General features: G+C 65.7%; 20 protein-coding genes. 15 read left to right on the top strand and 5 right to left on the bottom strand.

From position 1 onward, the window contains the following. Positions 1-35 precede the first annotated feature (35 nt). Complete coding sequence (locus tag LZC95_40780) at positions 36-1,682, bottom strand: FHA domain-containing protein (GenBank protein ID WXA92771.1); 1,647 nt, start codon at positions 1,680-1,682, stop codon at positions 36-38. 363 nt (positions 1,683-2,045) lie between these two features. On the opposite strand from LZC95_40780, the gene LZC95_40775 reads away from it, so the two are divergent. Beyond that, positions 2,046-2,273, top strand: coding sequence for a PDZ domain-containing protein (locus LZC95_40775; GenBank protein ID WXA92770.1), 228 nt, complete (start codon positions 2,046-2,048; stop codon positions 2,271-2,273). On the opposite strand, the gene LZC95_40770 is transcribed toward LZC95_40775, so the two are convergent. Next, positions 2,270-3,007, bottom strand: a complete 738-nt coding sequence (locus tag LZC95_40770) for a competence/damage-inducible protein A (protein ID WXA92769.1) — start codon at positions 3,005-3,007, stop codon at positions 2,270-2,272. The genes LZC95_40775 and LZC95_40770 overlap by 4 nt on opposite strands. A 122-nt stretch (positions 3,008-3,129) precedes the next feature. On the opposite strand from LZC95_40770, the gene LZC95_40765 reads away from it, so the two are divergent. Genes LZC95_40765 through LZC95_40720 form a run of 10 tightly spaced genes read left to right on the top strand, consistent with a single transcriptional unit; the run spans position 3,130 to position 12,869 of the window. After that, positions 3,130-3,567 carry a response regulator gene (locus tag LZC95_40765; GenBank protein ID WXA92768.1) on the top strand — a complete coding sequence of 146 codons (438 nt, stop codon included), beginning with the start codon at positions 3,130-3,132 and terminating at the stop codon, positions 3,565-3,567. 4 nt (positions 3,568-3,571) lie between these two features. Next, positions 3,572-6,013, top strand: coding sequence for a chemotaxis protein CheA (locus LZC95_40760; protein WXA92767.1), 2,442 nt, complete (start codon positions 3,572-3,574; stop codon positions 6,011-6,013). Beyond that, positions 5,994-6,494: a chemotaxis protein CheW gene (locus LZC95_40755; protein WXA92766.1), complete on the top strand. Its 501-nt coding sequence runs from the start codon at positions 5,994-5,996 to the stop codon at positions 6,492-6,494. Before LZC95_40760 ends, LZC95_40755 begins: the two co-directional genes overlap by 20 nt. 4 nt (positions 6,495-6,498) lie before the next feature. Then, complete coding sequence (locus LZC95_40750; GenBank protein ID WXA92765.1) at positions 6,499-7,056, top strand: chemotaxis protein CheW; 558 nt, start codon at positions 6,499-6,501, stop codon at positions 7,054-7,056. Further along, positions 7,053-8,084, top strand: a complete 1,032-nt coding sequence (locus tag LZC95_40745) for a HEAT repeat domain-containing protein (GenBank protein WXA92764.1) — start codon at positions 7,053-7,055, stop codon at positions 8,082-8,084. Before LZC95_40750 ends, LZC95_40745 begins: the two co-directional genes overlap by 4 nt. Next, on the top strand, positions 8,033-9,121 hold the full coding sequence (locus LZC95_40740) for a HEAT repeat domain-containing protein (protein WXA92763.1): 1,089 nt from the start codon (positions 8,033-8,035) through the stop codon (positions 9,119-9,121). Before LZC95_40745 ends, LZC95_40740 begins: the two co-directional genes overlap by 52 nt. A gap of 1 nt (position 9,122) precedes the next feature. Further along, positions 9,123-10,010: a protein-glutamate O-methyltransferase CheR gene (locus LZC95_40735; protein ID WXA92762.1), complete on the top strand. Its 888-nt coding sequence runs from the start codon at positions 9,123-9,125 to the stop codon at positions 10,008-10,010. Continuing rightward, the gene (gene cheB, locus LZC95_40730) at positions 10,007-11,104 is read left to right on the top strand and encodes a chemotaxis-specific protein-glutamate methyltransferase CheB (protein WXA92761.1); all 1,098 of its coding nucleotides are present in this window, start codon (positions 10,007-10,009) and stop codon (positions 11,102-11,104) included. Before LZC95_40735 ends, cheB begins: the two co-directional genes overlap by 4 nt. A 32-nt stretch (positions 11,105-11,136) precedes the next feature. Beyond that, positions 11,137-12,540 (top strand): TldD/PmbA family protein, encoded by a 1,404-nt coding sequence (locus LZC95_40725; protein WXA92760.1) that lies wholly within the window; start codon positions 11,137-11,139, stop codon positions 12,538-12,540. After that, positions 12,540-12,869, top strand: coding sequence for an XRE family transcriptional regulator (locus tag LZC95_40720; protein WXA92759.1), 330 nt, complete (start codon positions 12,540-12,542; stop codon positions 12,867-12,869). The genes LZC95_40725 and LZC95_40720 overlap by 1 nt, the downstream gene beginning before the upstream one ends. On the opposite strand, the gene scpB is transcribed toward LZC95_40720, so the two are convergent. Both scpB and LZC95_40710 read right to left on the bottom strand, forming a co-directional pair. Continuing rightward, the gene (scpB, locus tag LZC95_40715; protein ID WXA92758.1) at positions 12,842-13,969 is read right to left on the bottom strand and encodes an SMC-Scp complex subunit ScpB; all 1,128 of its coding nucleotides are present in this window, start codon (positions 13,967-13,969) and stop codon (positions 12,842-12,844) included. The genes LZC95_40720 and scpB overlap by 28 nt on opposite strands. Continuing rightward, complete coding sequence (locus tag LZC95_40710) at positions 13,966-14,871, bottom strand: segregation/condensation protein A (protein WXA92757.1); 906 nt, start codon at positions 14,869-14,871, stop codon at positions 13,966-13,968. Before LZC95_40710 ends, scpB begins: the two co-directional genes overlap by 4 nt. 129 nt (positions 14,872-15,000) lie before the next feature. Between LZC95_40710 and LZC95_40705 the strand changes: the two genes are divergently transcribed. The 4 genes from LZC95_40705 to LZC95_40690 all read left to right on the top strand — a co-directional run bounded on the left by LZC95_40705 (position 15,001) and on the right by LZC95_40690 (position 20,288). Then, positions 15,001-17,340, top strand: a complete 2,340-nt coding sequence (locus tag LZC95_40705; GenBank protein WXA92756.1) for a protein kinase — start codon at positions 15,001-15,003, stop codon at positions 17,338-17,340. A 29-nt stretch (positions 17,341-17,369) separates the two neighbouring features. Continuing rightward, the gene (locus tag LZC95_40700; GenBank protein ID WXA92755.1) at positions 17,370-18,083 is read left to right on the top strand and encodes a hypothetical protein; all 714 of its coding nucleotides are present in this window, start codon (positions 17,370-17,372) and stop codon (positions 18,081-18,083) included. 214 nt (positions 18,084-18,297) lie between these two features. Continuing rightward, positions 18,298-19,140, top strand: coding sequence for a DUF6345 domain-containing protein (locus LZC95_40695; GenBank protein ID WXA92754.1), 843 nt, complete (start codon positions 18,298-18,300; stop codon positions 19,138-19,140). A gap of 41 nt (positions 19,141-19,181) precedes the next feature. Beyond that, positions 19,182-20,288 carry a hypothetical protein gene (locus tag LZC95_40690; GenBank protein WXA92753.1) on the top strand — a complete coding sequence of 369 codons (1,107 nt, stop codon included), beginning with the start codon at positions 19,182-19,184 and terminating at the stop codon, positions 20,286-20,288. A 31-nt stretch (positions 20,289-20,319) separates the two neighbouring features. Here the strand turns inward: LZC95_40690 and LZC95_40685 are convergent, their stop codons facing one another. After that, positions 20,320-20,544, bottom strand: coding sequence for a hypothetical protein (locus LZC95_40685; GenBank protein WXA92752.1), 225 nt, complete (start codon positions 20,542-20,544; stop codon positions 20,320-20,322). Positions 20,545-20,630: the final 86 nt, after the last annotated feature.

The following is a 20,630-nucleotide window of genomic DNA, read 5'->3' as shown; positions in this document are numbered from 1 at the left end:
TTAGCACTGATCATAAGATCAGTGTAGGCAATAGCTTATTTCTCGCCGAGGAGATTTTTCGCGTTGTTGACGCAGACCTGGTCGTGCTGGTCGCGGCAAATCGTCTTCAGCAGCAGAAGCTCTTCATGCGTGGGCTTGCCCGAGGCCACACGGGCCTGGAGCAGCTTCTTCGCCCCGTCGGGATCCTTGAGCATCATTCCGCGCACCTGATCGGCGACGCTGCCGCTCGAGCTGCTGCTCGAGGCCGATGCAGCCGGTGCCGCGGGCGGCGTGCTGCCGGCGCCGCTCGACTTGGAGCTCGAGTGCGAGCTGCCCGATTCGCCGGACGACCGGCTCGCGGTCTTCTCGGGACGCTCGACGTGCTCGGGCGCGCTGGTCAGCGACACCGAGTGCCCGCTGTCCTTCACCGACGGCGCAGGCCGCGCCATGGCGATGGTTTGCGCATCCAGCTCGCGAAGCCGATCGCCCGCCATCTTGCGGTGCGACTCGTCGAGCGTGGACTGCTTTTCCACGAGCTCGTACAGGGCACGCTTGTGCGAGATGTCCGTCTCGTTGACGGCGCGCTCGAACATCTGCTCCGCCCAGCGAATCTCGATCGTCTTGAACCGCTTGTCGTTGCGCAGCGGTGAGCTCTCGGGGATGCCTTGCAGAATCTTGTCGTGCGCTTCCTCGCAACGGTTCTCCGGCGGATTGCACGCGCGATCGGCTTCGGCCAACGTCGTCTCTTCGCTTGGCTCGTTCTGCGTGGTGGCCGTGGCGGGCGACGGCAAGAGGCTGCGCTGTCGCTTGTAGGCCCAGACGCCGACGGCGGCCGAGGCGAGGATCATCCCGAGCAGCACCCAAGGCACGACGCCGAGACCGCGGCTCGAACGCGACACCGCGTTGGTGGAGCGCTCGCCGATGGACTCGAATTGGTGCGTGTCCGTGGCGCCGGGCAAAAAGATCTGACCCGCACCGACGAATTTGAAGCGCACGTCGCCGAGCTCGATGATGTCGCCCGCTTCGATGATGCCGCGGCGAAGATCCGAGCCGTTCACCCGCACGCCGTTGGACGAGCCCTTGTCGACGATCTCGTAGCGACCTTCGCCGAGCGAGTGGATCTCGCAGTGCAGGCGCGAGACCGAATTGTGATTCACCGAGATGGCCGCATCTTCCGCGCGGCCGATGGTGAGGCGCTCGCGATCGAGCGGATACTCGAGCCCGGGCGTGGGGCCGGCGAGCATGACCAAACGATTCGGCCGCTCGAGCAGGAGCGAGCCGCGCGTGGTGATGTTCGGCAGCGTCGCCTTGGTGTCGTCCGGAATCGTGGCGTTCGCGGGCACCTGCTCGACGGCGGCATCGTCGTGGAGCACGATGCGGTAGTCGCCGATCTGAATCAGATCGCCGTGCAGCAGATCCTGCGTTTGCGCCACGCGCAGGCCGTTGACGTAGACGCCGTTGTAACTCTGGTGGTCTTCCAGGAAGAACGTGGGGTTGCTGGGCGGGACCGACTGCGGCGGCGTGCGCGGCGATACCGGCGCGGCGCCATTCTTCTTCCGATGCAACGCCGCGTGATCACGCGACACGTTGCGCTCGGTGAGGCGGATGTTGTTCCCCTCCTTGCGGCCGATCGTGTAATCGTCACGCGTCAGCGGGACGACCGTCCGTTTGCCCTCCTCGTCCTCGATAATCAGCTTCCACATCGGAGTTCGTCGTCTGTTCGCACTCGCGAGGGGGCCCGGGTCAAAGTCAAGGTAGGCGCTCGGTTGAGGAAGCGGTTCCGCTTCTGCCCAAGTGTAGCTAGCGGGCCTACGTGAAAGCAACGGCCTAGACTACGCCCCTCCGCTGAATCTGCTGTGTCCACCTTCGGATACGTTTTTTCACCTATGTCGACCCGTAAATCAAACTGGATCCTTCTTTCCCGGGGACGCAATCGCGTCCACCCCTGGCTCTTCCTGTCCTTTTGCGCAGCGCTTTTAGCGACCGGCTGTGGCACGACTTGGACGGGCTCCATTGGGGCAATTCTCGCCAAAAATAACGAAAACGGGCGTGTTTTCGTACGTGACGTGCCCCCGGACATGGGGGCGGCCAGGGCAGGGTTGCTGGTGGACGACGAGATCACGGCCATCGATGGGAAGCCGGCAAAGGGGATGAGTGGGGACGACTTGCATCAGGCATTGTCGGGCCAAGTCGGGACGCGGGTGCGGCTTCAGATTGTGCGCGAGGGGATGACGAAGGAGGTCGTGGTGGAGCGGGGGCCCTTGGTGGCACCTCCGCCACCGCCGGCGCGTTAGTCGACGCGCTGCGGTTCGCTTTCGGGCAGGGTCGACAGAAAGCGGTCGCGCGCGGCGAAGACTTGGGCGCGATCGCGGCCGTCGAAGGTCACCTTGGTCTTGTACGAAGGGTCGAGCCACTTCGGGTACGAGCCCACGTCGACCTCGGGAAAGGCGGCGACGACGTCGTCCAGCAGCGGCTTCAGGTCGCCCTCTTCCATCTTGGTGTAGACCGCGGTCGAGATGTACGGCACCTCTTGCCCGAGCTTCTCCACGAGCACGGGGATCTTCATGCGGAAGACCTCCGGCACGCCGGGCATGAGCCAGGTGTTCTTGAAGCGAATCGTTGGCCAGCGGATGGCTTCCGTCGTCTCGAGCGTGGCGCCTTCGGGAATGAGCGCCATGCGCAGATGACCTTCGGTGCAGCGCTCTTTGTAGTGCTCGAGCAGCATGGTGCGCATTTCGGGGCTCGTCACCGCGGCGACGCCGAACGCTTTCGCCACGGCATCGACGGTCACGTCATCGTGCGTCGGTCCGACCCCTCCGGAGGTGAAAAGCCAGTCGTGCGACGCCGATAGCTCGCGCACCTCACGCGCAATCGTCTCGATGTCGTCGAGCACCATGACGACACGGCGCAATTGGATCCCCAACTCGCGAAGCGTGCGCGCCAGGAAGGGCAGGTTGGCCTCCTCGACTTTGCCCGAGAGGAGCTCGTTGCCAATGATGAGGACCGCCGCAGTCTTCGCCGGCTGCATGGAGCCTAAGAGTAGTCTTCCTCGATTGGGATTGGGGGTCCAAAAACCGGTCGATTCCGGAACACGGTGCGAGCTTTCGCCCGCGCGGCGTAGTAAGCTTCCGCGCGGTATACGGGATAGCGATGCCCAAAGTTCTCGTGGTGGAAGATTCGGCCTCGGCGCGGGCATTCGTGCGCGCCATTTTGGAAGACGCGGAGTTTGCGGCTGCGCTCGGCGGATGTCAGGTCACGGAAGCGACCAGCGGCTTCGACGCCATGCGGCTTTTGCCGCGCGGTCCTTACGACCTCATCATTACGGACATCAACATGGCCGACATCAACGGCCTGGAGCTGATCCACTTCATCCGCAAGTCCGAGCACCATCGCTCGACGCCCTTGGTCATCATCTCCACCCTGGCTGCCCAGCGGGATGTCGACCGGGGGCTGGCCCTCGGTGCCAACGCCTACCTGCCGAAGCCGTTCACGGCGGAGCAGCTCCGTGCCACGTGTGTGCGCCTTTTGAGCGCGCCGCCTAGGAGCAGTGTGCCAGGCGTGGCGGTGCCGGGCGAAGTGAAGCGCTGAATCGATGGCCGAGCACGGTGGGGGAGGGCGCGGAGATCTCGGAGACAAGGCGCGCGAAGAGTTCTTCTCCGAGGCGCAGGAGCTCATCGATGGCCTCGGGCGTGATCTTCTCGCGGTGGATGCCGTCGCCAAAGGCGGGCGCACCGATCCGGAGCTGATCAACGACGTCTTTCGTGCCGTCCACACGCTGAAAGGTCTCGCAGGGCTTTTTGGCGCCACCTTGATGAGCGGCCTCTCGCACGAGCTGGAGGACGTGCTGGACGATCTGCGCCTCGGGCGGCTCGAGATGAGCCCCGCGGTGCTCGATTTGCTCTTTCGCGCGGTGGAGCTTTACGCGCAGATCCTGGCCGCGGAGCGGGGCGATCGGCCCGACGAACCGGGGGCGGACGTCAAAGCGCTGCTGCACGCGCTGGGGCAGGTTTCGCAGCGGCGGGAGGGCGGCGGCGTCAGTCCGGTGGCGCAGTACGAGCTCGATCCGGGGCTCTTGGGCGTGCTCACCGAGTACGAGGAGTACCGGCTGCGCACGAACATCGCGCAGGGCGTCTCGCTGTTTCGCATCCGCGTGCAGTTCCGCCTGGACACGATCGACTCCGCGCTCGACGAGCTGAAGGCGCGCGCAAGGCCGCACGGCGAGATCATCACGTACCTGCCCACGGGCGAGGGCGGCGATGCCGACAGCATCGAGCTGGAGATCCTGCTGGCGAGCCATGCTTCGCTCAGCGTCCTCGAGGCGGCGCTTGGTGGTTCGTACGCCGCCATCGAAGAGGTGCAGCGCCGCGGCGCACGCAGCAAGCCGCCGCCGCCGCCCATTTCCGCGGTCGACGAGCAGGAGGGCGAGCCCTTCGGCGACATGACCGGTGCCGTCCCCGCCATCACGGGCGAGACGAGCTCCTTCCCGCAGGCCGTGCCCATCCCGGAGTCGAAGGCCGGCGAGCTGCCGCTTCCCGTCGTCTGGGGACGCGAGCCTCCGACCACGGGCACGACCAGCACGGCGCCATCGGAAGTGCCGCCCCCGATCCCAGATTTTGCTCGAATTTCCCGCGGCAGGCCGACGGACGTCGACGACATTTTGAAGTCGATGCCTCCGCCGATTCCGCCGGTGGAAAAGCAGCCGTCGTACCCGCCCGGTGCCGCCGTCGGTGGCGGTGGACGCGAAATGTCGCTGCGCTCCGTGAGCCAGACGGTACGCGTCGACATCCGCAAGCTCGACCACCTGATGAACATCGTCGGCGAGCTGGCCATCGTGCGCACCTCGCTGGCGAAGCTCTCGGACAAGGTCCGCGCGCGGCCCGAGGCGCGGGGCCTGGCCAACGAGCTGTATCGACTGCACCGCGTCTTCGAGCGCAACCTCGCGCAGATGCAGAACGGCATCCTCGAAGTGCGCATGGTGCCGCTGGGGCAGGCGTTCGACAAACTCGCGCGCATCGTGCGCCAGATTTCGCGCGAGCACGACAAGCAGGTGAACCTCGTGGTCACCGGCGCCGAGACCGAGATCGACAAGTTGATCGTGGAGGAGCTGAGCGATCCGCTCATGCACATGATCCGCAACGCCATCGATCACGGCATCGAGCCGCGCGAAGAGCGCATGCGCGTGGGCAAGCCCACCGTGGGCACCATCGCGCTGAACGCGTTCCAAAAAGGCAATCACGTCGTCATCGAGGTGGAGGACGACGGCGCCGGAATGAACACGCAGGTGCTCATCAACAGCGCCGTGCGCCGCGGCCTGCTCACGCGCGAGCAAGCGATGGAGCTCGCGCCGCACGAGATCCTCGGCCTGGTGTTCTTGCCGGGCTTCACCACGCGCGGCGAGGCGACGGATCTCTCGGGGCGCGGCGTCGGGATGGACATCGTCAAGACGAACATCTCGCGCATGGGCGGCATCATCGACATCTCGAGCGAGGTGGGCATCGGCACCAAGATGACCATCACCTTGCCCATCACGCTGGCGGTCATCAGCGTGTTGGTCATCGAGATCGTCGGGCGCACCTACGCCATTCCGCTGGCCAGCGTGGAAGAGGCCATCGTCTTCGACGAGCGCGACGTGCGCGCGGTGGAAGATCGCGAGGTCATGAACCAGCGCGGTCGCACCTTGCCGATTTGCCGGCTGTGGAAGCTTTTCGGCCTCACGCACGAGGGCCCCCCGCCGCCGAAGCGCTTCGTCGTCATCGCCGCCGTGGGCAATCGCAAGCTGGGCTTCGTCGTGGATCGTTTGGTCGGACAGCAGGACATCGTCATCAAAGCGCTCGGCAAGTCGCTGTCACACGTCCGAGGTTTCGCTGGCGCAACGGAGTTGGGCGATCAGCGCGTTGCGTTGGTGCTCGACGTGGCGGCGCTCGTGGAAGAGGTGCTCAGCGGCGACGGCGAGCGCCTGCTCGAGGGCCGCGGGGCAGGGGCCCTGGAAATGCGAACGGAAGGGAGGCTAGGCGATGGCCGCGCTCGTGCGTAGACGCGCAGAGCAACGCGCCCTCCGCCGCGCGGCCGACGGCCAGCGCACGGAGTATTTGGCATTTTCCTTGGCCGGGGAAATCTACGCGGTCGAAATCCACTCCATCGGCGAGATTCTCAAGCCGCCGCCAATTACGGAAGTGCCCCGGGCCGCGTCTTCGATCATCGGAGTGGTGAGCGTGCGGGGGCGCCTGGTGACCGTGATCGATTTGCGAAAACGATTCGGCGTCAAAGATGCGCCGATTGGCCATTTGACGCGTATCTTGCTCGTCGACAAAGGGGACGAAAAGCTCGGGCTATTGGTGGACGAGGTGCTGCAAGTGTACCGTCTCACCGAAAACGAGATCGAGCCGGCCAACGTCTTGGGCGGGGACCAGCCTGCCCACATCCACGGCATCGGGCGACCCAAGGAGGGGACCGGCCGCCCCGACTTCGGATCTCTGCTCGTGCTGCTCGATTTACGACCTATTCTGGACGGGTGACGCCATGGCGCAGTCCTTGTCCCGCCCTCGCCACGATCCGCTGAAGAACCTCGTTGCCTTCGTCATTGGCGACGTCAACTACGCATTCTCGATCGACTGCGTGCGCGAAATCGTGAATCCGCTTCCGGTCATCGAGTTGCCGAGTTCGCCCCCGGCGGTGGCGGGCGTGGCCGATTACCGCGGCGATGTCGTGCCGGTGATCGACTTGCGCGTGCGCTTTGGCTTGCCTCCCGTGACCGTGACGCGGAGGACCAAATGGATCCTCGTCGAGGTTGGCTCGGTTCAAGTGCCGCGGGCGCATCTCTCGCCTTCGGGCATGGCTGGTAGCAAACTTGTAGCCGTGATTGTCGATGCGGTGACAGACGTCTTCGGCACCGGCGGTGCCGAGCTTCGGCCCGCACCGCCCTTGGGCGCGGGCGACGACGTGCGCGGCATTGCCGGCGTGACGTACTTCGCCGATCTCATGGTCTTCGTTCTGGATCCGACGCGGTTCGCCGGCATCACGGACGCGTTCATGGAGGGCGCCGGCATGGCGTACGCCTTGCCGGGCGAGGCACCATGATCGCGATGGACGTCGAGCGAATCGAGCGCGCACTCTCCGACGACGATCCGGAGGCGCGAAGGCTCGCCGTCCAACAATTGCCGCTGGTGCACGGCGCCGATGGTGCGCGGCTCTTGGTGCTCGCCCTGGGCGATGCCGATTGGCGCGTGCGCAAGGAGGCCGCCGTGGCAGCGCCGCTGCACGAAGCGCGCGCACACATCGTCTCGTTCTTGCTGGATGCGCTCGACGACAAGCAGAACATCGGCCTGCGCAACGCGGCGGTGGAGGCGCTGGTGACCATCGGCCCGGACGCGGTGCCCGGTGCCATCGACGCGCTCGCGCGGCTCGATGCGGATGGGCGCAAGCTGGCCATCGAGGTGCTGGGCGGCATCCCCGACGCGCGCGGCGTCGAGCCGCTTTCGCACGCGCTCGATGATCCCGATCCGAACGTGCGCGCGGCCGCGGCGGAGGCGCTCGGGCAGGCGGGCCTCTCCACGGAAGAAACGCGCGTGCAGGCGACGACGGAGCTCACGCGCTGCCTTTCGAGCGAAGACGTCATGGTGAAGCTCGCCGCGCTCGAAGCGCTCACGCGGCTCGATGCGCGGTTGCCATGGAGCGTGTACGAGCCGCTCGTGCAGCATCCGCTCTTGCGCCGGCAAGCCGTGGCCGCAGCGTCGCGCTCGCGCGAGGAGACGGCGCTGCTCGCGTTGGTGGAGGCCACGGGCGATCGCTCGATGACCATCGCGCGGGAGGCGCTGACGTCGCTCGGGGGCTGGCTCTTGACGGAGACCTTGGGCACCGAGCGGCTCGCGCGCGTGCGGCGTGCCATGGCCGCGTTGCCCCGCGCGGTGGAGTTCGTGCGCAGGTGCGCAAAAGATCGCGCAGACAACGCGCGGCCGTATGCGCTGCTCGCGTTGGGGCTTCTCCGCGCGACCCGGCGGACCTGCCGCTCATCGCGGATGCGCTGTCCGAGGAAGACCTCGACGAGCAGGCGGCGTTGGCGTTGGACATTTTCGGCCGGGAGGCCACGGCGCCGCTCACGGAAATGATTCCGCGGGCGTCGGAGCACACGCGTGCGCTTTTGCTGTCGCTTCTTCCGCGCCTTTCACCCGAGCCGGATCCTTCGCTGCTGATCATGCTGCGCGAGGGAATGAACGATCCTGCGGCGGATGTTGCGGTGGCGGCCATTAAGGGACTCGCGGCTGCGGGGGATGCCAGCGATCTGGGGCGGATGATCTCGCTGACGAACCATTTCGACGTGCGCGTAGCGAAAGCGGCCGTGATGGCGCTCAGTACGCTCACGGCGATGTACCCAGGGCCTGCCCGCATGCTCTTGCGCGGTCTCGCTCCGGATGGGGAACACGTTACTGCGGGGTGTGCCATGGTCGCGGCCCTCGCCGGTGTCAAAGACGGCGTGGCGCCCGACGTCGAGTTCGTAAAGCGTGCGCTCTCCAACGGCGATCCGCGTGCGCGCCGTGTGGCCGTGGAATCGCTGGCCACCTTGGGCGGCGAAGAAGCGCAACGCGCAGTCGCCTTTGCGCTGGCCGACGAGGAGCGCGAGGTGAGCCTCGCGGCGGTGCGTGCACTGGGACGGCTGGGCTATGCGGACCCGCTGGTGGCGCTCATCGGCTCCAGCGACGAGCGCGATGTCATTGCGGCGACCTTGCGCGCGCTCTGCGAGGCCGATTCGTACCAGGGCCTCGTCGCCGCGCGCCCGCTCGTGAAGAGCCCCGACGCCGCCATCGCTTGCGCAGCTGTGGAAGCGATACGCGGTTCCACGGGGCCGTTGCGGGACGACGTCCTGTTCGACGCGCTCGATCATCCCGATCCGGAGGTCGTCAAGCTTGCGCTGGCCGAGCTCTCACGGGCGCCCGACGCGCGCGCACTTGCGCGGTTGGGCACGTGCCTCGACCATGCTTCGTGGGAGGTGCGAAGGCTCGCCTCCGAGCTACTCGGCCATACCAAAGCGCCGGCGGCGAAAGAGCTGCTCCGCGCCCGGTTGGAGCGGGAAAAAGAGCCCATCGTAAGGGGGGCGCTGACATTGGCGCTTTCGCTGCGGCCGCCACCGGGATCGGAGGAAGACTGACGTGGCGCGGACTCCGTTCGGTGATGGGGACCCGATCATCCGCGAGGACGAATACCGCCTTTTGCGTGATCTCGTGAGCGCGCGCATTGGAATCAATCTCGCATCCACCTCCCGCCAGAGCGTGGCGCGGCGTTTGCGTGAGCGATTGAGCGTGCTGAATCTTGCCTCCTTCACCGAGTACTTTCAGTACCTTCGATTTCATCCACTCGCGCGGCACGAGTGGGAGGAGGCGGTGGAATTGCTCACCACGAACGAGACGTACTTCTTTCGTGAAGATTTCCAGCTGCGGGCCTTCAGCGATGAAATCCTGCCGATGCTCCACGAGAGGAACAAGGCGCGAAAACGTCTCTTCATCTGGAGCGCGGGCTGCGCGACCGGCGAGGAGGTGTACAGCATCGCCATCCTGGTCGATCAGTCGAAGCTGTTCTCGGGGTGGGACGTGCGCATTTTTGGCTCGGACATTTCGCGTCGGTGTGTCGCCACCGCCCGGCGCGGGGTCTACGGCCCGGCGTCGTTCCGTGCCACACCCCCGGACTTGCGCCGTCAATACTTCGTGGAACGTGCCGACGGCTCCCACATCCTCGATTCGATCAAACCCCTGTGTCATTTCGGGCAGATGAACCTGCTCGACGAGGACAAAGCTCGTATCTTGGGTCGGGTCGACGTGGTTTTCTGTCGCAACGTTCTCATCTACTTCGATGCCCACGTACGCCGTCGCGTCATCGACATTTTTCACGACAGATTGTATCCAGGTGGGGTCCTTTTGCTTGGTCACTCGGAATCGCTGCTCAACGTCTCGACCGCATTCGAGCTTTTGCACTTGAAGGAAGACTTGGTCTACAAAAAGCCCACTTTGGCGCAGAGTTCTGCGATGGCGAATCGGTCGTGAGCAGTTCGTCCCCCGCACCCCGCATTCGGCTCCTGGTCGTCGACGACTCGGCGTACAACCGCCGCAACATCGCCGACATTTTCCTCAACGTGCCCGAGGTCGAAGTCATCGGCAAAGCCGCCGATGGCGAAGAGGCTTTGCGCCTGACGACGTTGCTCAAGCCCGACGTCATCACGCTCGACCTCGAGATGCCGCGCATGGATGGTTTCACCTTCCTGCGCATCCTGATGTCGCGTCAGCCGACGCCGGTCATCGTGGTGTCGAGCTATTCGCAAAAGGAAAACGTCTTCAAGGCGTTGGAGCTCGGCGCACTCGATTTCGTGACCAAGCCCGATCGCCAGATCACGCCCGATGCGACGGAGCTGCGCGAGCAGATCCTGAGCAAGGTGCTCGTGGTGAAGAACTGGCGCCCGCAGGCGCTGGTGCCCCATGGGTTGCGTTCCCGCGCGGCGGCGCCCAGCGGTCCCTGGACCCCGGAAGGGCGGCCCACGCCTCCGCCGGCGGCGCAGCCGGTGTTCCAGCAGCCGCGGCACCTGGTAGCGATTGCCAGCTCCACGGGCGGGCCGAGTGCGCTGCTCGAGATCTTCAGCAAGATCCCCGCGACGTCGGGGGTGGGCATCGTGGTCGCGCAGCACATGCCGGACAAGTTCACGCGCACTTTCGCGGAGCGGCTCGACCGCCGTGGTCCGGTGCGCACGTCGGAGGCGCAGGATGGCGATCGGGTGGGCTTGCTCACCGGGTTCGTCTGCCCGGGCCGTCAATGCATGGAGGTCATCCGCAACGCGAGCAACGACTACGTGCTGCGCGTGGGGCCGGGCGCGCCGACGGATCGCTACGTTCCCAGCGCGGATCGCCTGCTGAAGAGCGCGGCGGCGGCGGCGCGGGAGCGGTGCATCGGTGTCGTGCTCACCGGTATGGGTGATGACGGCGTCGAGGGTGCTCGACAGATCTTTTTCAACGGCGGAACCGTGATTGCCGAGTCCCAGGAGACCGCGGTGGTCTATGGAATGCCTGCAGCCGCCGTTCGTGCGGGGGTGGTCAGCAAGGTCCTTCCGCTCCCGGCGATCGCCGAGTACATCGCCGGATTGAGTTAGTCCCCGTCCGTTCGAAATTAGGGAGCTTCATCATGACCGATCAAGACGAGCGGGCCTTGGGGCCGCAAGATCCGCAGCTCGACGAACTTCTCGCTCTGGGTGACCGCGTGGTGAAGATGGCCACCAAGGGCGGCGCGACGGTTGCCGAGTGCCTGCTGCGCAACGGCGCCGAGCTCTCGGCCAAGGTTCGCTTGGGCGAGCCGGAGCTGGTCGAGGAGGCGGGACACCGTTCCATCGGCCTTCGCGTGATGAAGGGCAAGCAGGTGGCCACCACGTCCACGAGCGATCTCTCGGATGCGGGCATCGACCGCTTCGTGAAGGACGCTCTGGAGCTGGTGGAGCTCGCGCAGGAGGACCCTTTCGCGGGCCCGGCCGATCCGAAGCTGCTCTGTGATGCGACGTCTCTGCCGGATCTCGAGCTGTACGATCCGTCCGGCGGGCGCGTGGCGGCAGGCGAGGCGATTGCCATTGCGAAGAAGGGCGAGGCCGCGGCGCGCAGCTTCGATGCGCGCATCACGAACAGCGAGGGCGCGAGCTTCGGTCGCACCGCCGGCGGCGTGGCCATGGTGCTCTCGAGCGGATTCCGTGTAGCTTACAAGGGTTCGTTCTGCTCCTTGAGCGTGGTTCCCGTGGCCGCGGACAGCGGCGGGAAGAATCGCCGCGGTTACCACTGGACGGCGAAGCGGTTTCTCGCGGAGCTCGACGACGCGGAGGAAGTGGGGCGCGAGGCCGCGCGGCGCACGCTGCAGAAGCTGGGCGCGCGTCCGGTGGCCACCACCGAGGCACCCGTGGTCTTCGATCCGGATGCCGCGCGCTCGATTCTCGGGTTGCTCGCGGGTTGCGTGATGGGGAGCTCCATCTGGCGCAAGTCGAGCTACCTCGTGGGCCGCGAGGGCACGCGCGTGGCGAGCGATCTGGTCACCGTGGTGGACGATCCGCTCATCGCCCGCGCACCGGGCTCGCGTCCGGTCGACGGGGAAGGGCTGGCCAGCCGCAAGAACCTGGTCGTCGAGAACGGGATTCTGCGGACGTACCTCTGCGACAGCTACTCGGCGCGCAAGCTGTCGCGCGAAAGCACCGGGAGTGCGAGCCGCGGCAGCTCCGCGGGCGTCGGCCCCGGCACGACGAACTTCATTTTGCAGCCGGGCAAAGAGTCGCACGACGAAATCGTGAAGGGCACGAAGCGCGGTCTCTACGTGACCGAGATGATGGGCTTCGGCTTCAACGCGGTCACCGGCGACTTTTCACGCGGCGCCTCGGGTTTCTGGATCGAAAACGGCGAGTTCGCCTTCCCCGTGAGCGAGGTGACCATCTCGCTCAACGTCGACGAGCTTCTGCAGAGCATCGACGTGGTGGGCAGCGATCTGGATCTCCGCACGTCGACGGCGTCGCCGACGTTCCGCGTGTCGAAGATGACCATCGCCGGCGCCGGCTGATGTCGCCCGACGAGATCAAGGAGCTGCGCAAGTCGCTGTCGTGCACGGCGAAGGAGCTCGCCGCGGCGTTGGGTCTCGAGCAGAAGACCGTGATGGCGTGGGAACAAGGCGAGCTGTTCCCGACGAAGCAATTCGTCGACCGCATGAATGCGCTCCGCGATAAGGGGCCATCGGCCATCCCGCGCAAGTCCAAGGGGACGAACCCGATCAAGTCGCTTGCGGATCCGCAGCTCTGGGAGTTGTTCCGCAAGCTCGCGGCGCACAAGAAGCTCCGCGACGACGTCGCGAAGCTCGCCGCGAGCTATTCGGATCCTTCCGAAGAGGACTGATCGTCCTTCAGGATCCCTTCGGGATCGGTGATCTCGCCCTCGATCGGGTCCTCGTCGTCCCGCTTCTCGTCCACGCCTTCGTCCACGTTCTCGTGATCGTCCACGTGTTCGTGATCGTTCTCGTGATCGTGATCGTCTGCGTGCGCGTGCGCGTGGTCGTCTTCGTGCACGCGCTCGCGCTCGTGCTCGTCTTCGGGCACGGGCACGGGCACGGGCACGGGCACGGGCACGGGCACGGGATCGGGGGAGAGCGATGGGCCCGGCAAAACCTCCCCTAACTCCTTCTCCACAATCTTGCGCGATTCCTCATTCAACTCGGTGAACTCGTGCAACGTCGGAAGATCCTTCAGCGACTTCAACCCGAAGAACTCGAGAAACGCCGGCGTTGTCCCGTAGAGGAGCGGGCGGCCCGGCTCGTCTTTCTTTCCTAGAATCTTTATCAAGTCGCGCTCGAGCAGCATCTTCAGCACCGCCCCCGTGTCGACACCTCGAATCTCGTCGATCTCGGGCCGCGTGATCGGCTGCCGGTAGGCCAGAATCGCCAACGTCTCGATCTGCGCGCGCGAAAGCTTCACCGGCTTTTGCTTGGTGAGATCGCGCACGTAGGACCCGTAACGCGGCGCTGTGTGGAAGATGAAGCCCCCGGCCACCTCGTCCAACTTGATACCGCGCGGGCTGTACTCTTGCTTGAGCAGATCGAGCAGGCCCTTCACCTCTTTTTGCCGCGCTTGGGCGAGGCGCGCGAGCTCGCTCGCCTTCAGCGGCTTGTCGCTTGCGAACACCAGCGCCTCCAAGAGGCCCTTGAGATGTTCGCGCGACTCGTCGCCCAGCGGCTCTGCGCCGCCATCGTCGTCGTCCTCTTCGGGCTCTGGAAAGAGCTCGCCTTGCGCGAGCGCCTCCAGGTCGAAATCGTCCCGCAGTGGGAGCGCTACCTCGTCGCCCACCAAGTCGACCGTGGTCTCGACATCCTCCCCGAGCGGCGCACCGAGCTCTTCACCGAGCTCCTCTGCCTCCTCGCCTCCGCCTTCCTCGAGGTCGCGCTCTTCCTCCGACCCCGGCTCCGCCTCCGGCGTGGCGTTATCGGTCGGTTCCGTCGTCACGATGCACCCTCGCCCTCAGGCGATGCCGGCGGTTCCTCCTCCTCCTCGACCGGGCGCTCTTCTTGGCCCTCCGGGCCCTCTTGGCCCGTGAGCACGGCGACCGCGCGCGGGTCGAGCCCGCCGGACTCGATGCCGGCGTTCAGATCCGTCGCTTCCACGTACAACGGCGCCAACGGCTCCTCTTGGTAAAGCCGCGTCATGCGCAGTCGGGTCATCTCCAAAAGCGCCAGGAAGGTGATGACCAGATCGAAGCGCGTCGTGAGTCCCTCGAAGAGCTCTTCGAACAGCATTCGAGGCTTGCCGCGCAAGAAATCAGCGAGCTCATGAATGCGATCGGTGATGGAAATCCGGTCCGCGATGACGTCGTGCGTGATCTTGATCTTCGAGCGCGAAAGGACCGACTGAAAGGCCTCCAGCAGACGGTACAGCGGGATATCGGCCAAAGGCGCCAGCCCGGTCTGCACGAAGGACTCTTCCATGGGCATGCCGCGCCCGAAGGAGTCCTGCCCGGCAACGCCCAATTCTCCGAGCTCGGCAGCGGCCTGCTTGTACTTTTGGTACTCCAGAAGCCGCGAAATCAGGGCCTCGCGCGGGTCTTCCTCCTCCTCCTCGACCTTGTCGTCGTCCTGCCCGGGGGGAGGCGCCGGAAGCAACATCTTCGACTTGATATGGGCCAGCGTGGCCGCCATCACGAGGTACTCGGCCGCGATGTCCAGGTTCAGCAGCTGCATCAAGGCGAGGTATTCGAGGTATTTTTCCGTGACGAACGAGATCGGGATGTCCAAAATCTCGAGCTCGTGCTTCTGGCAGAGGTGCAGAAGCAGGTCGAGCGGCCCCTCGAACATCGGGAGAGAAACGGAATAGGTGCCGGGACCTGCGTCCAAACGCTCGACTTCGCTCATGTGCTGCTTTGGGCCTTATAACACCATTCCATTCGGGCCCAGTTTCAGGCCTAGCTTGCGGAGAATTGGCCCGGTCGGCAACCGGGACTCTCGCTCCCCCGCCGCCGCTCGGCTAGCATGGGCCCTGTGATGAGAGGCGCGTCCGCCACGACGACGCAAAAGCATTGTCCGTCGTGTCGTGACCGTTTTTCGGGCGAAGCCCTGTTTTGCCCGAACGACGGCACGAAGCTCGTCGAATCGGACGCAAGCGAGGAAAGCCCGCCGCCTGCACCGCTGCCGGTCCCCGAGCCGGCGAAGCCCGTCGACACTTATTTAGGTCGCGAGATCTCCGGCCACATCGAGATCCGCGAGCTCGCCGGGGTCGGCGCCATGGGCCGCGTCTACCGTGCGTTCCAGCGCGGCATCGACCGCGATGTCGCGGTGAAGATCCTGCACCGCGAGCTCTCGGCCAACCCGCAGCTCGTGGCCCGCTTCCACCGGGAGGCGAAGGTCGCCTCGCGCCTGCAGCACCCCAACGTGGTGCACGTCCACCTCGCGGGGCAGCTCCCCGACGGTGCGCTGTACATCGTGATGGAGTACCTGGACGGCATGTCGCTCCAGAGCGCGCTGACCGCGGCGGGCGGTTCGATGCCGCTGCCGCGGGCGCTCCACATCGCGCTGCAGCTCTGCGATGCCGTGGGTGAGGCGCACGCGCAGGGCGTCGTTCACCGCGATTTGAAGCCGGAAAACGTGATGCTCGTCCGGCGCGGCGAGGACGCCGACTACGTCAAGGTGCTCGACTTCGGCATCGCGCGACTGAGTTGGGGCGAGCAGTCGATGGCCACGGCCGCCGGGCTCATTTTCGGTACGGCGCGCTACATTTCGCCCGAGGGCGCGCAGGGCGAGAGCGTCGGGCCGCCGGGTGACGTCTACGCCATCGCGACGTTGCTGTACCAGATGCTCACGGGGCGTACGCCCTTCGAGGGCGAGCAGGCCGTCGGCATCTTGATTCAGCAGATCCACGATACGCCGCCCCCGCTGAAGTCGTTCCCCGAGGCGGCGGCGGTGCCCGATGCGCTGGCCGAGATCGTGATGCAGAACCTGGCCAAGGACCGCAACACGCGCGCGCAGGACGCGCGTGCGCTCGGCCGTGCGCTGCTCGACGTGATGCGCGTGTCGTCGCCGCGTGTCTCGGGGACGTCGTTTCCTTCGGTGCCGTCGCTCGAAGACGTGCCGCTGCTGCCCGGAGCGCTGCCCACCACGCGTTGGACGCCGCCCGTCGCGCTGCAGGCGCAGCTCGTGTTCAATCCATCGCGCGGCTCGTCTCCGGATGCCGTGCGGGCTTCGACGCCCACGCCGCCACCTCCGCAGCCGCTGGCCGCGACCATCGACGACGCCGAGATCGGTCCGGCGCTGCAGGCCCGACTCGCGACCGCGCCCACGCCGGCGGCGCCGATGGCCGTGCTGAATCAAACCGTGCGCCTGCCGCCGTCGTTCCCCATCGTGGCCTCCTCGTCGAAGCCGCGGTCCAACGTCGAGAGCACGCTGAGTGACGCGCCTTCGAGCGAGCCATCGTCGGTGGCGTCGGTCCGGGTGCGCACGCCCCCGCGCAAGTTTGCGCGCTACGCGGCGCTGTTTTTCCTTCTGTTCGTCGTGGGAAGCGTCGTGGCGGCAGGGGTCGCGTACCACCTGGGGCTTTTGCAGCCGCCGGCCAGCGCGAACAACCTGGAGGACATCGTGATGCGCGCCCGCGTGGCCGCCTCCGAGGGCCGGTGGGACGCGCCGCCCGGCGACAACGTGCAAGATCTCACCAACGAGGGACTCGTGCTCTGGCCGGGCGAGCCGCGCCTCGTGGAAATTCGCACGCGCGCAAGCGACGACTTGATGAAGCGGGCCATTACCGCCAAGAGCTCGGGCGATTTGCAGCAGGCGGTGCGCGATGCGCGCCTGGCCACCCGTTTCGATCCGAACGACGCGAGCAAGCGCGCGCTGGTCCACGAATACGAGAACGACATCGCGCAGGCGTCGAGCGAGCAGTTGATGCACCTGGCCGATGCCGGTGCCGGTACGACGAAACAACCCGGGTCGTCGGGGCCGCGCGTCGCGGTGGAGACGTCGCCGGGCAAGCCGCGCATCGGGCAGCAGGTCGACTTTGCCGCGCGGTTGGGCGAGGGCAAGAACGTCACGGATGCGCGTTTCGTGGTGTCCGGCGGCAACCTCGGTGCCGTGGGGGCCAAGCTGACCGCGATCAGCGACAGCGGTGCCTACCGGGCGGGGTTCACGTTTTTGGAGGCGGGGCGGTACGAGGTAAGCTTCTTGGCCCGGGTCGACGGCGCGAACGTGCGCGGCGTGCGGACCGTGGTCGTCGAGGGCGCCAAGCCGGCTCCCGCCGCACCTGGTGGCGGTGGCGAAGCCCCGACTTCGAGTCCGCCGGCATCGTCGGGTTCGAGCGCGCCCCCTGCACCGAGCGGGAGCGCGAAATGGCTTTGAAAATAGCCGCCGTAGCTACGGCGGCGTTGATGACTGCATGGCTTGGGGCGGTAAGGCCGGCGTACGCCGAAAATACGTCGCGCGTGCCGACGACGAGCCCCGAAAGCCTCGTGGGCCGTCCGCACACCATCGCGGAGCTCGAAGCGGGCATCATCGCGCTTCCGAACGCGCCCATTTCGCGGAGGCAAGAGGGCGGCGAGACGCCATTCGGGACCATCGGAAAAGGGGACGCGACGGTGCTGGTGGGGATGCACCTTCTCTACCGCGCCTCGCCCGCGTTCGCCTTCGGTGCAGGCTTCTTGCTCGGCCCGCAGCCGACGTCCGATACGCAATACGGCGGACAAACGGGGCTGAAACGCTCCCACGCGCGCAGCTACCTGCTCGTGGGTGGCGAGCTTCGCTACATCCCGTTCCGCTCGAAAACACTGGAAGCTTGGTTTGGCCTCACCGTGGGCGGCGTCATCATCGCCGACCGCTTCTCGACGGACACCGGCGAAAAGGTGCCCGCGATCCTCGGCGTTCCCGCCGTGACGGTCCGCACGGAGGGGTACACGGTCGGCGTGGAAGTCGGCGGCAGTTGGGTATTCGCCGATCGTTGGGTGGCCGGCATCATCGCGCGCACCGATCGCTGGAAATTGCCCGACTCCCCGCAGTGCACCGCCATTGGCGACTGCGGCACGCTCACCGGTACCGTGGAATCGATCCAATTCGGTTTGACCATCGGATATCGCATTCCCTTGTAGTTGCCAATCGCCCTGAAACGCATTGCAACGGGGTGCAACAGGGGCGCAACAGCACGACCGCTCGGGAAGGCGGTTGTGTCATGCGGGTGGTGCGGTGCCAAAGTGACGTAATTTCAAGCGGTTAGCCTTGGCGCCTGGCATGGCCTGCAGCTTGCTCTAAGGGTCTCCAACAACGCGGACGCATCGTCTCGCGAACTTTGGAAAGGACCCTAGTTTGAAAAAGCCGTTGCTCATGCTGTTTGCTTTGGCGCCGTTCTTCACACCGGGAACCGCGAAAGCGCTGGAAGTTGCCGGAGAAGCCATGACGAGTTGGTCCGGCTGCGATTGCAGCGCAGGATCGCTGAAATACACGGATGATCAGATCTCTTATCTGATTAGCGAGATGCAAGATCTCGGACATCAAAAGAAGTTCTTTTACAAGAATACTTCTTCGTATTCGTTGGATCTCATCGAGGATAGCCTCCCCAACGGCTACGACGCCGGCTACGCCGATGGTGTCGATTTGTTCGCGCTTTCCAGCCACGGCGGGGCGCCGAACGATTCGAATGGCAAGCAGACGTTCTCCACGCCAATGTGCAAATCGGGATCGGCTTCGGCATCGAGCAGCTGCCACTTCGACGCGAATCAATCCAGAATGGGCGAGGCGGCCGGACCAGGACAGAGCCAATACGCCACACCGCATCCGGGCCAGGCCCGCTGGTGGGTTTTCTTCACCTGCTACAGCGTTCATACGAAGCCCAACGAACAATGGGGCCAAACGCTGGCGCACGGCGGCGACACCGTTCTCGGATACCGCGGCACCTCGGCCGATAGCTTCACCACCGACGAAGTGGGTGAGGACTTGGTCGACGCGGTGTTCGATGACGGCGACACCTTGAAGGGTGGCTGGTTCTGGGCGGCCGAAGATTGGGCCGTGGACGACGTGGCCTCGATGGTGGCCTCGGGCAAGACGCGCGACGCGGCGATCTACCGCCGCGACAAGGCGGTGGCCAATTGGGAACGTCGCGGATCCGACAGCCATCATGGCTGGTTTGCGTGGGCGTGGCACGAGGGCTGAGGGCTGAGGGATCCAAAGGATAGAGCGAGGAATTACCTACGATGAAATTCAACAAGAAGTGGTGGTTGCTGACGAGCGTGGTGGGTCTTGCGTGTAGCCCGATGGCCACATCCGGCTGTTCGGGGCAGGACGACGTTCGAGAGAATGGTTCCGAGTCGACCGCGGTTTCGCCCTCCGCGCTCACCCCGGAGTTGCAGGGGATCTCGGCGTTTCGTGCAAGGGCCGGCGCCCAAGCCTTTTTGCGTGACGAGCCGGCCACGGCGAATTTCGAGCGCGTTCGTGCGGCCTTTGCCCAGGGGCGTCCCGTTGCCGGGAAGCTCGGCATCTACGAATTGGAACCTGTGGGCGATGTCGCCGCCACGTTGCAGCGCCGCGCGGCGGAGTTGGGGATCCGCGGCGAGGTCGTGAAGAAGGTCAATCACTCGAGCATCAAGGACGGCGTGAGCGAGATCCGCATCGGCGACCGAAGCGGCGCCGAGCGCTCGCTGGTGACGGAGCTGTTTCACCAGGGCCCGGGCACGGCGGACTCTCGGAGCGACGACGAGTACCTTGCCATCGCCAATCGCCGCGCGTCCGCGGTCGGGTCGACCTTGCCGCTGGCGGATCTCTATCCGTACAAGATTCGGCGCTACAAGAATGCCATATCGGAGGGGGAGGCGGAGCCGGAGGTGTCGACGTACCAGGTGGCCGTGGCCTTCAACCAGAGCATCGACGATCTGCCGGTGATAGGCTCGGGCGGGAAGCTCGTCATCCACATGACGACGGACGGGCAGCCCGTTGGACACGAGTTCGTGATCCGCAAGGTGAAGTCGACCGTGAAAGAGCTGGACGGCTCCGCGCTGTCCGATCCGGATCGTGCGCGCGCAGAGGTGGAGGCGCGCTTGGCCCGCAGCGGAATCGATATGAGCAAGTACCGCGCGGTGCGGTCGGAGTTCGGCTACCAGCGGCTGGGGCGTGACAATACGCAAAACGTGCTCGCGCCGCACTATGGCTTCTATTACGAGGCCCTGGATGGCGTGTCGAAGAAGCTCGTGGAGTACATTCCGGCGTTGAAAGACCCGTCGCTTCGCGCAATCGCCGAGCGCGATACGAGCGAGAACCAAGCGCGCAAAGCCGCGCGCCGACAGACGGAGACCCCGCGCCGTTGAGTGCGAGTTCGAGAGGGGGGCTCCGGCGGGGTTAGGTGCCCGGGCGGTTGGGTGCGTCGGGCCAGGTGCGGACGAAATCGGCGGCGGCGCGGACTCCATCGCGCCAGGAGGCCATGAGCTGGGCTTCCTCGTCGCACCCTGCGAGCGCCAATGCGTTCTCCCGAGCCAATCGGGAGAACGCGAGGCGCTCGAGGGCGTCCACGAGCTCTTCCAGCTTGGATGGGGCGTGGTCGTGGTCGAGGTCGAGATCCGGCATCGCTGTGGATGCTTGACGATGACCCGAATGGGCGCGGCAGCGCAATCGTTAAATCGAATTCCAGAGAGTAACTTGCTATTAGCAAG

Source organism: Sorangiineae bacterium MSr12523 (assembly GCA_037157775.1).
GTDB lineage: Bacteria > Myxococcota_A > Polyangia > Polyangiales > Polyangiaceae > Pendulispora > Pendulispora brunnea.
The sequence above is the reverse complement of the archived record's forward strand: the minus strand, read 5'-3'. Positions and strand labels throughout refer to the sequence as shown.